The 15860-nt window shown below is 38.9% G+C and carries 9 protein-coding genes and 1 pseudogene; all 10 read right to left on the bottom strand.

Annotated elements, in window-relative coordinates; all coding sequences use genetic code 11:
• Window positions 1–31 precede the first annotated feature (31 nt).
• Window positions 32–3451 carry a pneumococcal-type histidine triad protein gene (locus tag HMPREF2837_RS09325; protein ID WP_049548109.1) on the bottom strand — a complete coding sequence of 1140 codons (3420 nt, stop codon included), beginning with the start codon at window positions 3449–3451 and terminating at the stop codon, window positions 32–34.
• Window positions 3452–3660: 209 nt separating this feature from the next.
• Window positions 3661–6777 carry a pneumococcal-type histidine triad protein gene (locus HMPREF2837_RS09330; protein ID WP_049548110.1) on the bottom strand — a complete coding sequence of 1039 codons (3117 nt, stop codon included), beginning with the start codon at window positions 6775–6777 and terminating at the stop codon, window positions 3661–3663.
• A 7-nt stretch (window positions 6778–6784) separates the two neighbouring features.
• Window positions 6785–7714 carry a metal ABC transporter substrate-binding protein gene (locus tag HMPREF2837_RS09335; RefSeq protein ID WP_049548111.1) on the bottom strand — a complete coding sequence of 310 codons (930 nt, stop codon included), beginning with the start codon at window positions 7712–7714 and terminating at the stop codon, window positions 6785–6787.
• A 168-nt stretch (window positions 7715–7882) separates the two neighbouring features.
• A complete protein-coding gene (locus tag HMPREF2837_RS09340; protein WP_049548112.1) occupies window positions 7883–10363 on the bottom strand; it encodes a pneumococcal-type histidine triad protein in 2481 nt (826 codons plus the stop codon).
• 310 nt (window positions 10364–10673) lie between these two features.
• The gene (locus HMPREF2837_RS09345; RefSeq protein ID WP_049548113.1) at window positions 10674–10928 is read right to left on the bottom strand and encodes a DUF3884 family protein; all 255 of its coding nucleotides are present in this window, start codon (window positions 10926–10928) and stop codon (window positions 10674–10676) included.
• Window positions 10929–10970: 42 nt separating this feature from the next.
• Window positions 10971–12377: a 6-phospho-beta-galactosidase gene (lacG, locus tag HMPREF2837_RS09350; RefSeq protein WP_049548118.1), complete on the bottom strand. Its 1407-nt coding sequence runs from the start codon at window positions 12375–12377 to the stop codon at window positions 10971–10973.
• Window positions 12378–12590: 213 nt separating this feature from the next.
• A complete protein-coding gene (locus tag HMPREF2837_RS09355) occupies window positions 12591–14282 on the bottom strand; it encodes a lactose-specific PTS transporter subunit EIIC (RefSeq protein ID WP_049548114.1) in 1692 nt (563 codons plus the stop codon).
• The gene (locus HMPREF2837_RS09360; protein ID WP_049548115.1) at window positions 14282–14599 is read right to left on the bottom strand and encodes a PTS lactose/cellobiose transporter subunit IIA; all 318 of its coding nucleotides are present in this window, start codon (window positions 14597–14599) and stop codon (window positions 14282–14284) included. Before HMPREF2837_RS09360 ends, HMPREF2837_RS09355 begins: the two co-directional genes overlap by 1 nt.
• A 35-nt stretch (window positions 14600–14634) precedes the next feature.
• Window positions 14635–15471 (bottom strand): PRD domain-containing protein, encoded by an 837-nt coding sequence (locus HMPREF2837_RS09365; RefSeq protein ID WP_049548116.1) that lies wholly within the window; start codon window positions 15469–15471, stop codon window positions 14635–14637.
• A 234-nt stretch (window positions 15472–15705) separates the two neighbouring features.
• Window positions 15706–15860 (bottom strand): annotated as a pseudogene (locus HMPREF2837_RS10920) (tagatose-bisphosphate aldolase); the annotation flags it as partial.

Genomic DNA, 15860 nt, shown 5'->3' on the forward strand with positions numbered 1-15860 from the left:
CTTTTGACACGGTAGCTGACTGAACTTTTTGTTATTCTGCTACTTTTTCTCTTGTTTCTGGAGAGCTAGTTGCAGGAGTTAAGTTTGACTCAGCTTGTTTATCGTTTGTTTCTGTATTGGCTGTTTCTGTGTTAGCTTCAGCTGGCTTGACTTTGGATTGAAATTCTTGGTTTAACAAAACGATTTCTTGAGCAAGAGCTAAAAGAGCTTGCTTGTCTTTGCTTGCTGCACTAAGCTTATCAAATAAGGCGTCCACTTTTTCAAAGTCAGCATCAGAACCATTATTCATTTCTAAATAAGTATGAAGGGCAATGACACCATTATAAAGTTTTTGGTAGAGAACTAAAACCTCTGGGTCTTGATTGACATTCTCACGTTCATTCTGAATGGTCTGTGAAATGCGTTTCAGAAGATCTTGGACTTGCGTATTTAATTCATCAAGGTCTGCTTCATCTTTATCTAGAGCAGCTTTCAGATTTTTAACTTCGTCAGCAAGTGAAGCTTTAACTCCCTCTTCTTTGACTTGAGCTACTAATTCTTCAGCTTTTGTTAAGAGTTCTTCTACTTGACCTTTTCGAACATGATTGCTTTGTTCCTCAGGCTTAATATCATCATACAAACCTTTCAAAAATTCATAGACTGCCGTTTTAGCACTATGACCATCCACTTTTTCAGTGTCTAGGATCGTTTCAGAAGGTTTATGAGCAACAGGTTCATTCTTCACTGCTTCTTCTACCTCTAATTTTGTTTGATAGATTTCAGGGAAGAGTTTGTTCAAGTCAGTTGCCTTAAGGAAAGATTGTGACTGATAAAGAGTCCAAGTTAAGTTAGCAACTTTATTTCTAAGAGTGTCATTTAAACGACCATCTGACAGATGTTGATAGAAATACTTAATGTATTCGACTGTCGTAACACCAGTACGATCATTAAAATCTTGCAGAGCTTGTAGTTTAGCTTCAACTGCATCTAAACCAGCCTCATCTTGAGCCAATTTATTTTCTTGGAGTTGAGCCAAGAGATCCTTTTTAGGAAGTCCATAAGCATCCGTATCCAAGGTATTAATCTTATCTACTAAAGCTTGATATTTCTTGTCTAAAGGACTGATTTCTGTTGGTTTTACACTAGAGTCAACGTGGATATACTGCTTGTCAAAGAGATCCAGTGTTGCAAGATAACCTGCTGTAGAGTTAGTTGCCAGTTTCTTCATGTTTTCAGTAAACTGACCTAAAGCTAACTCAATCTGTCTTTGTTCTATAGGCTTGTCTTTATAGATGTTTCTGCTTTCAGCTAGAAGTTGGTCTACTTTTGCCAAAACTACCTTCTCATCAAAAGCTCCAGGTTGGTAGTTGGATTGTAGAGCTGGAATTTTATTTTTCAAAGCCACTTCATAGCCCTTCGTTTGAACCTTGATGTAGTGATTGTGGTCACCATGAGGGATCACAAAACTACCATTTTCTACCTGCAAACTATAAGGAGACACACCATCACGTAAGGCAGTCGTATAAAGTTCATTTAGGAAATCAAGTTCTGGATTTCCAGTTTGAAGAGGGATCCGAACGTGTTCCTTACGAACAGCGTAAGGATGAATATGAGTTGGATCGTAAGCTTGGTCTGGATTTCCAAAGACAAAGAATCCGTTTGAAATTCTAATAGCTTCAAGTGGAACACCATAGGTCTTTGAAATGTAAGCTATTTTTTCTTCATCACTAGCATCTCTTGAGAAAGACTCTATCGTTTTAGCAAGAGGTTTTACAGGCTCTGCATCATGATGTGTTTTCAAATGATCCTGAGCTGCCTTAATTTGTTCAGCTGTCAAATCTTTCTTGAAGAAGTAATGATTGTGGTCTCCGTGACTCATGACAAAACCTTGCTCGTCCTCACTGATGACACGATTGGCATCAAAACCGTGATCATGGTCTTCATCATGATGGTGTCCATGATGATCTTCGTCGTGCTCGTCATCATGAGCTGGATTTGGTGTTGCTGGACTTGCACCTTTCAAGTGATCCTGCGCTGCCTTAATTTGCTCTGCTGACAAGTCCTTCTTGAAGAAGTAATGATTATGGTCACCATGTGACATGATAAATCCTGCTTCATCTTCAGCAATAATACGATTGGCATCAAAGCCGTGTCCACCTTCTTCATGTTCCTCATGTGAAGTTCCTGGATTGATTGGAAGTGATGGCGAAGGTGTTGCTAGACCGTTGTTCGGAAGAGTCGGTTGACCAATTTGATTCGCCTTAGGGATATAATGGAAATGATCACCATGTCTTACAATATAAGCTGTAGCCGTTTCTTCAACGATATCTTTGGGATTAAAAATATAACCATCAGATGCTGAGGAGAGTTCCTTACTTGTCGTTGAAGAAGGATTGCTTGAAAGACTTCCTAGACTAGACGCTGCTTCATTAGGTTTTTCATTTGTAGAGGCCGTAGAACCAGTTCCACCGATAGGCACCATTCGAGCAATCTTTTCTTCTAAAGCAGAGAGCTTGCTGTAAGGAATAAAATGATAATGGTCGCCATGCGGAATCGCAACTCCATTTGGTGTACGACTGATAATCTTAGCAGGATCAAAGACCAGACCATCTGATTCACTGTAACGTTGGTCGCTAGGTGAATCATAGAGTTCTTTTAATAGACTTTGGAGATTTTCAATTTTGCTTTCTGGCTTGCTAGTTGATTCCTTCTCTATAGCTTGATTAGTATTATCACTAGCTGTTGAAGAATAGCTTAACTGGCTCGGTTGCGTATTTTTCCCAGTCAGATGAGCTTTAGCGGATGCTAATTCACTAGCAGATAAATCACTTTTTGGAATGTAGTGATAGTGACCTCCATGAGGAACGATATAAGCATCACCAGTATCTTCAATAATGTCAGCTGGATTAAAGACATAACCATCATCTGTTGTATAGCGTCCCTGAGACCTTGCTACAGCAACATCAGAGCTGACCTTCTCATTATCTTTGACATGTTCTTGTTTTTGACGGTTGATTTCATCTTTGGTTCGAACATTATCAGCATGAGCTGTATCTTTCAGGTAGACATAATATTTTCCATCGACCTTGATGATATAACCACCCTTGACTTCATTGACAATATCAGCATCTTTAAGTTGATAGTTTGGATCCTTCATCAAAAGTTCTTCACTAAAGAGGGCATCATAAGGAACTTTTCCGTTATAGTAATGGTAGTGATCACCGTGTGATGTAACATAACCCTGATCTGAAATCTTGATAACAATTTGCTCAGCCTGAATTCCTTCTTTTTGGCTAACCTGATCTGGTGTCAGGTTTTCAGTTTTCTGACTTGACTGGCTGCCATCCACATAAGAGATACGATTATTGTCCTTATTTTCCTGCGAGCGATGCTGATTTAGAGCATAAGCGCAAAGACTCAAAGATACGATAACAGCTGATCCAGCTGCTATATATTTTTTACTGAATTTCATAAATCCCTCATTTCAATAAATGATGAAGCTTTTTAACTTCTTTTGCTTGGTTAAACAGTTTTTTTCTAAACTGGTTATTTAACCAATTAATTAACCAGTAAATAGTTTACCTTTTTTAAGTTTATCTGTCAAGATTTTTATATCATTTTAAAAAATAAAAGCCAGTATTGCTACTGACTCTTACATCATTTTGGTTTAATAGGATAAACTTATGCTTCTGGTTTCGTCGTTACTGACTCACTACCTTTTAACAAAGCAAGTAATTTTTCTACTTCTGCCATGATACCATTATTATCCATGGTTTGGAGGCTCAAGTTATTTCGTAAACCAGATAGGCTCTCTGTCACATTGTCTTTCAAACTAGCATCCGTTACTTTAGCAAGTAGAACTTCTACTTCTTTGAGTTTGGCTTCTACTTTTTCGGTTTCTACTTGAGATACTTCGGCTTCGTCTGTTGTATCTTTAGATACTTCTTCTGTCTTGTCTTCATCAGTGCTCGGTTTATAAAGATTATCTACTGAAGGGGTTGAACCTGTATGATTTTCTTTTTCATTGGATTCAAGATGGGTTGACTCGTCTGATTCATGATGATCTTCCTTATCTTCATCAGATTTACTGTCTTTGTCTGCCTTATTTTTACGAACATGGTCGCTGGCATTTCCCCAACCATTATCTGAGTGAGGACGTTCTTCAGGATGTTCAACATAATATTTTACAGTCGCAAAGAGATCCTCAAGGCTATAACCCTTAGGTGCTTCATAGAGTCCTTCGTCAAACCAACCAAATTTAATGTTATGGTAATGATCGTAATGAGGTATAATTAAGCTACCATTTTTAACTTCAACAGTATGTTGTAGATTGTAAGGAATATGATCAAGTGGAACCTTCTTAGCTGCTTTCACTTTATTATAGATTGCTTCTACTCCTTTAACCTCAGTATTTCCTGAACCCTGATTATCTGTTGAAGGAGGCGTCAAACCTTTCTCTTTAGCATAAGCCTGAGCTGCCACTCTTTCAGCTTCAGACAAGCTCTCTTTCTTGATCCAATGACTATGAGTCATATGTGGAGTTACATAGGCATCGCCTTCATCGCTAGTTATATCACGAGGATCAAAGATATAGCCATCTTCTGTTGTATACTTACCTGCTAATTTCGCTAATTTAATTTCATCGTCTGTATAAGCAATTTGAGCATTTGGTTTACCAATACGTTCTGGATGGGTAATTGGTTCTAGGAATGCCAATAAATCATCTACTAATTTTCCTTTATTAGAAGATTCATCATTCAAGCGCTCTGCTAATTTGTCTAAGGCTTGAAAATTAGAAGTACGACCCTTATTTTCAGACAAGGCTTTATGAGCTTCGGCCAATAAATTATATGCTTTATCATAAAATTCTTGGTCACGAGGTGGTACATTTTCTTTCTTCGCAACTAGGGAATGCGTCTCTTGAGTTTTCTTAGACAAGAGATTTTCAATAGCGTCAATCTTATCCTTAGCTAGGTCTTTAGCTAGAACATAACGACTGACTCCCTTATCCTCGATAATATAACCGTCGCCAACTTTTCTAACAACCTGATTGACATCAAGTTCAGTCGGTTTATTTTCCACTGGTGCAAGAGGTTTGGTGGTAGGGGCTGGCTTCAAAGGAGTGACGCTTGGTAAGACACTGCCATTTTGTCCTTTAACAGCTATCATACGAGCCAATTTTTCTTCCAAAGGTGACATTTGTGAATAAGGAATAAAGTGATAATGGTCTCCGTGAGGCACTGCTACACCGTTAGCTGTACGTTTGATGATTTGTGCCGGATCAAAGACGAGTCCATCAGATTCCACATGGCGTTCTGATAAAGGTTTGGCATACAATTCACTTAAGAGTGTTGAGATATCTTCCCCTTGATTTTGATGATATGTTGGTGTGACAGTCAGATTTGGAGTCTCTGTCAAACTTGGTTGAGCTGGTCTAGCATTATCACTACTTGGTTTACTTGAACTTGTAGCGGAATGAGAACCCTGTTTACCATTCCAATAAGCTTGGGCTGCAGCCAATTCTCCTGCTGACAAATCACTCTTAGGTATATAGTGGAAATGATTTCCGTGCGGTACAACAAAAGCGTCACCTGTATCTTCAATCACATCTGTCGGACTAAAGACATACCCATCATCCGTTGTATAGGCGCCTCCAGTTGCTCTATTCGGTACCGGCGTATTGAGATTAAAGTTTGGTTTAATCGGTGAACTTGGTTTATATGTACTGCTTGGTTTCGTATTGGCAGAATGACTTTGAACTGGCCGACCTCCAATTGGAAGATTTCGAGCCAATTTTTCTTCCAAAGCAGACATTTGCGAATAAGGAATGAAATGGAAATGATCCCCGTGAGGGACTGCGACCCCATTTGCTGTACGTTTTGTAATCTGTGCTGGATCAAATACCAAGCCATCAGACTCCACATGACGTTGGCTAAGTGGCAAGGCGTACAATTCTTGAAGAAGACTAGCTAAATCCTCACTTGAGCTCTCCGGAGCTTTGGCAGAATCTTGAGGAGTTTCAGATTGACTCATTCTTAGACTAGATCTTGTTTCAGCTCTGCTTGAACGATATTCAACCGTACTTAATTGGCCACCTTTTCCAGATAAGAAGGCTTGGGCAGCAGCTAATTCACTGGCAGACAAATCACTCTTCGGAATATAGTGGAAGTGATTGCCATGAGGAACGATATAGGCATCACCCGTGTCCTCAATGATATCAGATGCATTGAAGATATACCCATCATCCGTTGTATAACGTCCTTGGGCTCTGGCAGCAACTACCGCCTGATCGTTAGAACCGCCTCCATGATTATGACTGTGTTCCTGCTTCTGACGTTTAATCTCTTCTTTTGTCCGAATATTGTCTGCATGAGCCGCATCTTTAAGGTAAACACAGTATTTCCCGTCTACCTTAATCACATAGCCACCCTTGATTTCATTAACAATATCTGCATCCTTCAACTGATAATTCGGATCTTTCATGAGGAGTTCTTCACTGATAATAGCATCATAAGGAACCTTGCCATTATAGTAGTGATAATGGTCTCCATGAGAGGTCACATAACCTTGATCCGTAATCTTGATAACAATTTGTTCTGCGTTAATCCCTTCTCTTTTACTGACTTCATCTGGCGTCAAATTTTCTGCCTTTTGACCAGCCTGGTCACCATCTATATAAGCAACTCGATTAGAATCTTTCTTAACTTGACCAGCTTGATAACGACCAAGTTCATAGGAGCAAACACTTAGGGCAAGGACTGCTACTGACCCTGCTAGATATTTTTTATTGATTTTCATTCTTATCTCACTTTAATTCTTCAGCTAATACACTCATATTTTCCTCAAGATTTTCTAGGTAAGTCTTGTCATTTTGTGGGTCTGCCTCTAAAGGATTCAGAGTTTTAAGCCCCACACCTGTTGATTTGACAAGAGTTTCAGCTACTTTTGAAGAAGCATTACTTTCTGTAAAAATCGTTTTAACCTTATAGGTTTTTACAAATTCCTGAATTTCTGTAAGTTGTCGTGGACTTGGTTCTTGTTCAGGAGAGATACCTGCAATACCAAGTTGATTAAGTCCAAATCTCTTCGCTAGATAAGAAAAGGCTGTATGTTGTGTTACAAATGTTTTCTGAGTCGCTTTTTCAAATTTAGGCTGGAATTTCTTAGTCAATTCTTGAGCTTTTTTGATAAAGGCTTGCGCATTTTTCTGGTAAGTTTCTTTATGCTCACTATCAACCTCTGAAAGTTTGTCAGCGATAATTTGCGCTTCTTCACCAGCTTTTTCTGGATCTAGCCAAGTATGAGGATCATAGAGCGTTTTTTCATCAACTCCATCCCCTGCTTCTACATCTTCTAGACCAGGGACACGTTCCAATGTCATTCCCTCTGAAGCCTCTAAAACCTTAACTTTAGATTTTTTTAGATTGGGATCCAAACTTCCTGCCCAAGATTCGAGCGTATGAGAATGGTAAACAAAGACATCTGCATCGTATATTGCTGCAATATCATTTGCCGAAGGTTCAAAGGAGTGAATCCCACTACTTGACTGAATCATTCGAACATCATTCAAGTCACCAGATACTTCCTTGACCATAGCGTAAATAGGATAAAAACTGGTCACAATCTTCATTCCCTTAGTTTCATCACTCTTGTCTTGACCGGTCTTTTGTCCACAAGCTCCTAATACAAGAGCAAATAAGGCAATCATGAGCCATAGGATACTTCTTTTTTTCATAACAACTCCTTAACTAGTATTTAACCATTTAATTAACTAGTAAATATTTTACTCCTAAAAATTTAAAATGTCAATATTTTTTGTGCATTTTCATGAAAAAAGTGAGAACTAGATTTCATTGCTAAATTTCATTTTCAGTTCTCACTGGTTATTTTTAACTCACGAATTTTAATCGTTTTGACTTGTTTTAGGCTTACTATTTTTTAGTAAGGCTGTGAGATTTTCAGCTTGAGCCATAATACCATTGTTATCCATAGTTCCCAAAGTCAGATTATTTCGCAAACCAACCAAGGTTTCGCTAGCATTGGATTTAAGGTTTGCATCTGTGACTGTCTTTAATAGTTCCTCTGCTTCTTTGAGCTTAGCTTCTACCTTTTCAGTCTCAACCTGTGGTTCTTCTGGTTCAACAGGACTTTCCTCTTCAGGTTCTTCCTCTGGTTTATAGTTATTAGTAGGATCTTGACTATTATCTTTTTTACCCAAGACATGCTCGCTAGCATTTCCCCAACCATCATTTGAATGTGGACGCTCATCTGGATGTTCTACATAGTACTTAATCGTTGCGAACAAGTCTTCAAGACTATATCCGTTTGGTGCCTTATAAGATTTATCATCAAACCAAGCGAACTTGATATTATGGTAATGATCCTTGTGAGGAATAATCAGATTACCATTTTTTACTGCTACAGTATGTTCAACATTATAAGGTAAACGAACCAATGGAATTCGTTTTTCACCTTTAACGCGTTCGTAAATGGATGCTGCGCTTTCCCCATTTGGATTTGCTTGAGTAGCACTATCTTCAGATGGAGGGTTGATATTTTTCTCTTTGGTATAGACTTGAGCTTCCGATTTTTCTTTATCGGACAAACTATCCTTACCAATCCAGTGACTATGCCCCATATGTGGCGTTACATAAGCATCTCCCTCGTCACTGATAATATCATGGGCATCAAAGATATAACCATCCGATGTTGTGTACTTATCCGCTAGCTGAGCTACACGAACTTCATCGTCACTATACTCGATTTGTGAGTTTGGCTTACCAAGACGTTCTGGATGATTAATCGGTGCAATAAATTTAAGCAAATCATCTACAAAGGCTACCTTGTTTACATGTTCATCATTTAATCTTTCTAGCAATTGATCTAAAGTCTGGAAGTCAGATAGCCGTCCCTTATTTTCAAGTAGGTTCCTATGCGTTTTCTCCAACAAACTATAAGCCTTATCATAGAATTCCTGATTTCGAGGAGCTATTGTGCTTTTCTTCTCCGCCAAGGTATGCGCTGATGTAGCCACCTTATTCAGTTCTTTCTCAAAAGCTATAAGATTCTCTTTAGACAAATCCTTAGTCAAGACATAATGCGAAACTCCCTTTTCTTCTAGGACATACCCCTGACCAACTTTTCTGACTACTTGTTTGGCAAGCTCCTCATTAGAATGGTTATCAGGAAGTGGAACTGGTGCTGGTTGCGGATTTGGGACGGGCTGTGGAACTGGTTTTAATGTAGGATTTGGCCGTAAACTAGCTGCTCCAGGCGCTGAAATATTCCCTTGATTTTCAACTGGAATCATCCGTGCAATCTTTTCTTCCAGAGCAGACATTTGAGAATAAGGGATAAAGTGGTAATGATCTCCGTGTGGCACTGCAACACCATTTGCTGTTTTTCTTGTAATTTGCGCTGGATCAAAGACAAGCCCATCTGATTCCACATGTCGTTGGCTGAGTGGCAAGGCATAAAGTTGTTTCAAGAGACTAGATACGTCTTCACTTGGACTTGCTTGATAACTATTATCCACTTGTGGGCTAACAGTTGGAGCCCATCTTCTAGTATTTGTCTCAACATTACTATGATTTGTTTGTCCATATGAACTACTATTCGATGCCTCTGATGAGCTGCTAGAAGAATTTGTTGACGGTCGATACCCAACTGAGCTTGTTTGGCCACCTTTACCAGATAGGAAGGCTTGGGCCGCAGCTAGTTCACTGGCAGACAAGTCACTCTTAGGAATATAATGGAAGTGATTGCCATGTGGAACGATGTAAGCATCGCCAGTATCCTCAATAATATCACTTGCATTAAAAACATAGCCGTCATCCGTTGTATAACGTCCCTGAGCCCTTGCTAGGGTAACTTCATTGCTAACTTTTGATCCACTACCATGTCCGTGTTCTTGCTTCTGACGAGTAATTTCTTCTTTTGTTCGAACATTATCAGCATGTGATGCATCCTTTAGATAGACATAATACTTACCATCAACCTTAATGACATAACCACCCTTGATTTCATTGACAATGTCTGAATCCTTCAACTGATAATTCGGATCTTTCATCAGAAGTTCTTCACTAATGATAGCATCATAAGGAACCTTGCCATTAAAGTAATGATAATGGTCTCCATGAGAGGTCACATAACCTTGGTCCGTAATCTTGATGACGATCTGTTCTGCGTTGATTCCCTCTCTCTTACTGACTTCATCTGGTGTCAAATTCTCTGCCTTTTGACCAGCCTGATCACCATCTATATAAGCCACTCGATTAGAATCTTTCTTAACGTGAGCAGCTTGGTAACGACCAAGTTCATAGGAACAAACACTTAGGGCAAGAACTGCCACTGAACCAAGAACATATTTTTTATTGATTTTCATCCAAACACACTTTCTATTTTCATTTATTCGTTAAAGAAGAACTATACTTTTTCCTAAAGACCTTCCTTAACTGGTTAACCATACAACTGAAAAACGAAATCACTTTTAAAACTCCTCCTTCTATTTTCTATTTATCAAACAAGATTTGAGCGAGTGAGTTACCTCTTTATGTACTTAACCAGTTATTTAACTAGTTAATAGTTTACTCCTATAACATAAATCTGTCAAGAATTTTTTTGACTTTCAGGTAAAATCTAGATAAAAAAGAGGAATATCCCCTAGTATGAGATAGATTCCTCTTTATAATATTTTAGTGTTGAAATGGCATAAAATCCGAAACAAAGGAAATGTTATCCTTATCTTCTGCGTTGACAAAATTTAAAAATAGCTTTTGAAATTCTTCAAATTCATAGTCTGAATGACAAATCCACTCCTTACCCGTCGAGACATACCATTTTCCAAGACTTGCAAGTTGCTCCTTGGTCAAGGTTGGTACATGAGAGCAATGTTCAAAGTTAATAATATAAACTTTTTCATAGATTGATTTAATAAAATCTTTTAGCATAAACTTTCCTCGCTTAAATTCTATACCTAATAACTAGTTGTACTATTCAATCACTTGGGTCTCAGCTAGTTTTTTGTACCAGTGAGCTGATTTCTTTGGATAGCGTTCTTGCGTTTCAAAGTCCACATAGAAGAGGCCATAGCGTTTTTCATAACCATTTGACCAAGAGAAGACGTCCATGAGTGACCAGATGAAGTAGCCTTTGACTACTGCTCCATCAGTAATGGCATCTGAAATGACTTCCAAGTGTTGTTTCACATAATCAATACGTCCATCATCGTAAACAGTGTTATCGACAAATTCATCTTTGTATCCAAGTCCGTTTTCAGTGATGTAGATCTTCTTGTAGTTCGGATAATCTTTCTTCACGCGCATGATTTGGTCGTATAATCCTTGAGGATAGATAATCCAGTCCCAGTCAGTACGAGGTACATAGTCAGGAGCTACACGACGACCAACACCCTTGATCTGGTATTTAGAGCTTCCTTTTTCACCTTTACCGTTGTGGATGATCTCAGTTTCACCATCAAAGGCTTCCATCCAATCGCTCATATAGTAGTTAATTCCGAGGAAGTCATTCAAATCTTTAGCTGCTTCAAGCACTAAAAAGTCTTCGTCTCGAAGATCCAACTCACCACCATTAACTGAAAGAATGTGGTTGACCCCTTCCATGGTTTTATCGGAATAGTGTCCAAGGTATGTAGCATCCAAGATAAATTTGTTGTGGATGATATCTTCCAACTCAGCAGCACGAACGTCTGCAGGATTTTTAGGATCCAATGGATACTTAGTTGGAAGGGCGTGAACAACCCCGATTTCACCTTTATAGCCTTTGTCTTTGTACAATTTCACAGCACGAGCATGAGAAACCATCATATTGTGGTGGGATTGGAATACTTTCGCAAGGTCGTATTGAATACCTGGAGGGAATTTACCTACCAAATATTGACCATCTCCGATAGGGCCGATTTCATTGAAAGTAGTCCAGTAGTTGACTTCTGGAAATTCTTCGAAACAGAAGGCAGCATAATTTACAAAGTGTTCGATATTCTCACGATTCAAGAAGTCTCCATTTGAGTGAAGAGCTTCAGGTGTATCAAAATGGTGAAGAGTTACGAACGGTTCTACATGACGTTTATGACATTCTGCAAATAACTTATGATAGAATTCTACCCCTTTTGGATTTACTTCACCATAACCAGTTGGAAAAATACGTGACCAAGCAATTGAAATACGAATACCGTTTACCCCATATTCCTCAGCCAACTGCAAATCTACTGGATATTTATGGTAAAAATCACTCGCTGGTTCAGCAGTATACCAATAGTTGTCTGCTAAATATTTATCCCATGCGACTGGTCCTTTACCATCCGTATGTGTAGCACCTTCTGCCTGATAAGCCGCTGTTGCGCCACCGAAAATAAAATCTTTAGGAAGTGTTTTTGTCATTTTTTCACCTATTTCTTGATTGGATAAAATGAAAAGTGAGCGGAGAGGAGCTAGTGAGCTATCCATCTCCATCTCACTTCTTGTAGCAAGTCACCGAATTGTGACATGAGGAGGTAAAAACGATATCTTTTTACCGACGAATTAATAAGGCGATTAGGAAATTCGCCATAGCGATTTCCGTAACGATAGGAGACTATTTCAGAGTCCCTATCGTTAATCGAATTGAGCTTGAACAAAGGCTAGAGCACCTTGTCCATCGCGTGTCAATTTAATGTACTGTGCACCTTCTGTCTTAGCAAGTTTGATACCTAATTTATCAGTTTCAGCTTTCATATCCTCAAAGTTTGAAGCAACTTGTGGTGCTAAGATAACCAAATCAAACTCTGGTAGCATCTCACGGTGAGCTCCATAGCCACCAGCGGCTGCCTTAACAGGAACATTGTATTCTGCTGCTGCTTTGTTCAAGGCGTTGGCAAGAAGACCACTTGTTCCTCCACCTGCACAGAGAACGAGTACGTTGGTTTCTTCAGTGATTGTATTTTGTGCTGATTCTACTCCAGCTTTTTCAAGGATAGCATCAGCTTTAGCAGTGTTGAAGTTTGCTGCAACTTTTTCTTTTAATTCATCATTAGCTTTGCCTGAACGTTCTTCTTCAAGAATTTGTTCGTCATAAACCTTGAGGAATGGATAGTAGATAACAATATCTACTACGATTAACAATGCTGCAAGAGCAAATGACAAGAACTGGAAGTTTGTACCAAGGACAATCCCCAAAGGTCCAGGAGTAACCCATGGAAGGTTGGCAGTAAATGAGTTCATGCCGAGAGTTTCGATAAAGAATTTGAAAATCCAAACGTTTGCAATTGGAGCAAAGATAAATGGAATAAAGAAGATTGGGTTCAAAACAAGTGGTGCACCAAACAGGATTGGTTCGTTTACACCGAAGAATGTAGGAACTACTGAAGCGCGTCCGATGGCACGGTTACGCTTAGACTTACACAACCACATAAACATGAATGGAACTACAAGAGTTGCTCCTGTACCACCCATAGTGACGATAAACATTTGTGTACCAGATGTAAGGATCTTATCAGCGTGCATACCTTGTTGAAGAAGGTTCAAGTTGACTTCGGCATTTGCATAAGTGATCGCTGCAATGGCAGGTTCAACGATAGATGGGCCGTGAATACCGACAAACCAGAAGAAGGCAAAAGCACCAAAGATAATGGTAATACCAAGATAACCGTCTGCTGCTGAGAATAATGGGGCAAAGAATTTACCAATTGATTCTGCAACGCTTGCACCAACAAATTGACGAGCGAGCAAGTCAAGAGCATAAAGAGAAACAACTGAAAGCGTAAACGGAATAACGTCTTTAAAGACTTGTGAGATATTCGGTGGAACTTCGTCAGGCATGCGAATAGTAACGTTGTTCTTCACACAAACCTTATAGATAGCTACAGTTACAAAAGCTGCCAGGAAGGCTGAAAGCAACCCTTTTGTACCAAGGAAACCAGTTGCAAAGCCACCTTCAATTGGATCAGCTGCCAACATCAATAATCCAACAATAGCCGCCAATAGCGTTGACATATAGTTGATTTGGTTGGTTTTTTCCATGCTACGGTTAACAGAGTCTGTTAATGATTTAGCAGTCGTACCAGCTAGCAAGACTGCTAGAATTCCCATAGAGTAGCTGTAAGGTTTCATCAAAAGTGCTACTACTTCATCAGACCATTTAAAGCCCCAAGAGTTTGGAACAAAAGCAATCAAGATAAAAATACTTGAGAATAGAATGACTGGCATTCCTGCGATAAATCCATCACGAATAGCACGAAGATAGATATTTCGAGATAGTTTTTCAAAGAAAGGCTTTCCTTTCTCGATATAGGCAATTAACTTATTCATTATTTAGCTCCTCTTTTATAAAGTTCAATTAAATGATGCATCAAATCTTTTAGCAAGATTGTTGTCATCAGGTGATCTTGACCATGCATCATGGTCACGCTATAGGCTAAATCTTCACCTGCAGCTTCCTTTGTTAACAAGCTTGTTTGGGCGTGGTGAGCCTCTGCGATGCAAGCACCAGCTTCCTCAACTAAACTATCCGCTTTCGCAAAATCACCAGCTTCAGCAGCCTTCAAAGCTTCCAATAGTTTTGAACGAGCATCGCCAGCATAGGCAACAATCTCAAAACCTAACAATGTCACTTCTTCTCTATTCACGATAGATTTCTCCTTATATATTTTTTAGTAAAGCGTTATGACAATAAACGTTGGATGTGTAGAACAAGATAAACTCGTTCACTCTTGTAGAGGTCAAGACCAGTTTCCTGAGCAATGACCTCATAAATTTTACTACCAATCTCGAATGCTTCTGGATAGGTATTCTTTATATGTTCTTCCATATCGAGCAAGGATTGATTATCATCGCGACTACGATCCAGATAATCCAAAAAATAATTTAGATGAATCATAAAGCGGTCGTAGAAATTATTATTTTCAGGTGTTCGCTGGATTTTATAACTCTTCAAAACGCTTTCGACCCTCTTTAAAATTTCCTTTCTCTTATCAATTGACTCAACAACTTCGACTGCATTCTCACCTTCCGCGTTGATGAAGTGATAAGCGATACGAATGATTTCGTCTTCAGGAAAATTTTCTGTCAGTTTTTGACGATAAATTTCGAAAGCTTCTTGTGCAATTTGAAAAGCGATAGGATATTTGGCAGAAATGTCAGGCAAGTTACTATCCTTATAGCGTCCTTGGCTAATAGCCTGATAAGAACAATAGATATGGTCTGTCAGAGTGACGTATAGATACTCTTGGACAGGATATTGATATTTTTTAGAAAGATTATCAATAATCTCATAAGTGACCGTAATAAAATCAAGCGGTACATCCTTGAGAAGAGCTATAAAATTTTCTCGCGACTCTTCTGTTTTCATCCGAAAAACTTTTTCAACCTGATCCTCAGAAATCAAATCTCCCTTCTTCTTACCGAATGAAATACCCTTACCAATTACGATCAACTCCTCTCCCTTGCTATTCCGCACGAGAGAAACATTGTTATTCATTGGATTTAATATCCGATACATGGCAACCTCCTTGCCCTATTATTTAAGTTTTGTGAGCATAAAAAATGACCACAAATGAGTTCAGAAAATATAGCTCTGAGTCATCTGTGATCATGCCTAATATTACTTAGTAACACTCACTTTGTATTAACTTGTGACTTAAGTATAGCACAAGATGTTTATTTTGTAAACCTTTACATACAACTTTTTTTAAAAGTTTTTTAGCTAGGTTTTAGGACATAAAAGGGGGGGAATTTAGACACGTTCGGTCCATGAAGTTGCAGTTGTTTTAAGAACCTTGTTGAGTTCGTCAATGTTTTCAAATCCAGTTGTACGCAACCACTCACGAGCTGCTGCTTCACCGTCTTTGATGTAGGCTTCAACTGATCCAGCCCATGTTGCACGTCCAC

The organism is Streptococcus sp. HMSC071D03 (genome assembly GCF_001812125.1).
Lineage (GTDB): Bacteria > Bacillota > Bacilli > Lactobacillales > Streptococcaceae > Streptococcus > Streptococcus pseudopneumoniae_N.

Bases quoted from the DNA above. Each gene is read 5' to 3' on its own strand.
- HMPREF2837_RS09355 (WP_049548114.1), bottom strand. From the start codon at position 14,282: ATGAATAAGTTAATTGCCTATATCGAGAAAGGAAAGCCTTTCTTTGAA.
- HMPREF2837_RS09325 (WP_049548109.1), bottom strand. From the start codon at position 3,451: ATGAAATTCAGTAAAAAATATATAGCAGCTGGATCAGCTGTTATCGTA.
- HMPREF2837_RS09330 (WP_049548110.1), bottom strand. From the start codon at position 6,777: ATGAAAATCAATAAAAAATATCTAGCAGGGTCAGTAGCAGTCCTTGCC.
- HMPREF2837_RS09345 (WP_049548113.1), bottom strand. From the start codon at position 10,928: ATGCTAAAAGATTTTATTAAATCAATCTATGAAAAAGTTTATATTATT.
- HMPREF2837_RS09365 (WP_049548116.1), bottom strand. From the start codon at position 15,471: ATGTATCGGATATTAAATCCAATGAATAACAATGTTTCTCTCGTGCGG.
- HMPREF2837_RS09340 (WP_049548112.1), bottom strand. From the start codon at position 10,363: ATGAAAATCAATAAAAAATATGTTCTTGGTTCAGTGGCAGTTCTTGCC.
- lacG (WP_049548118.1), bottom strand. From the start codon at position 12,377: ATGACAAAAACACTTCCTAAAGATTTTATTTTCGGTGGCGCAACAGCG.
- HMPREF2837_RS09335 (WP_049548111.1), bottom strand. From the start codon at position 7,714: ATGAAAAAAAGAAGTATCCTATGGCTCATGATTGCCTTATTTGCTCTT.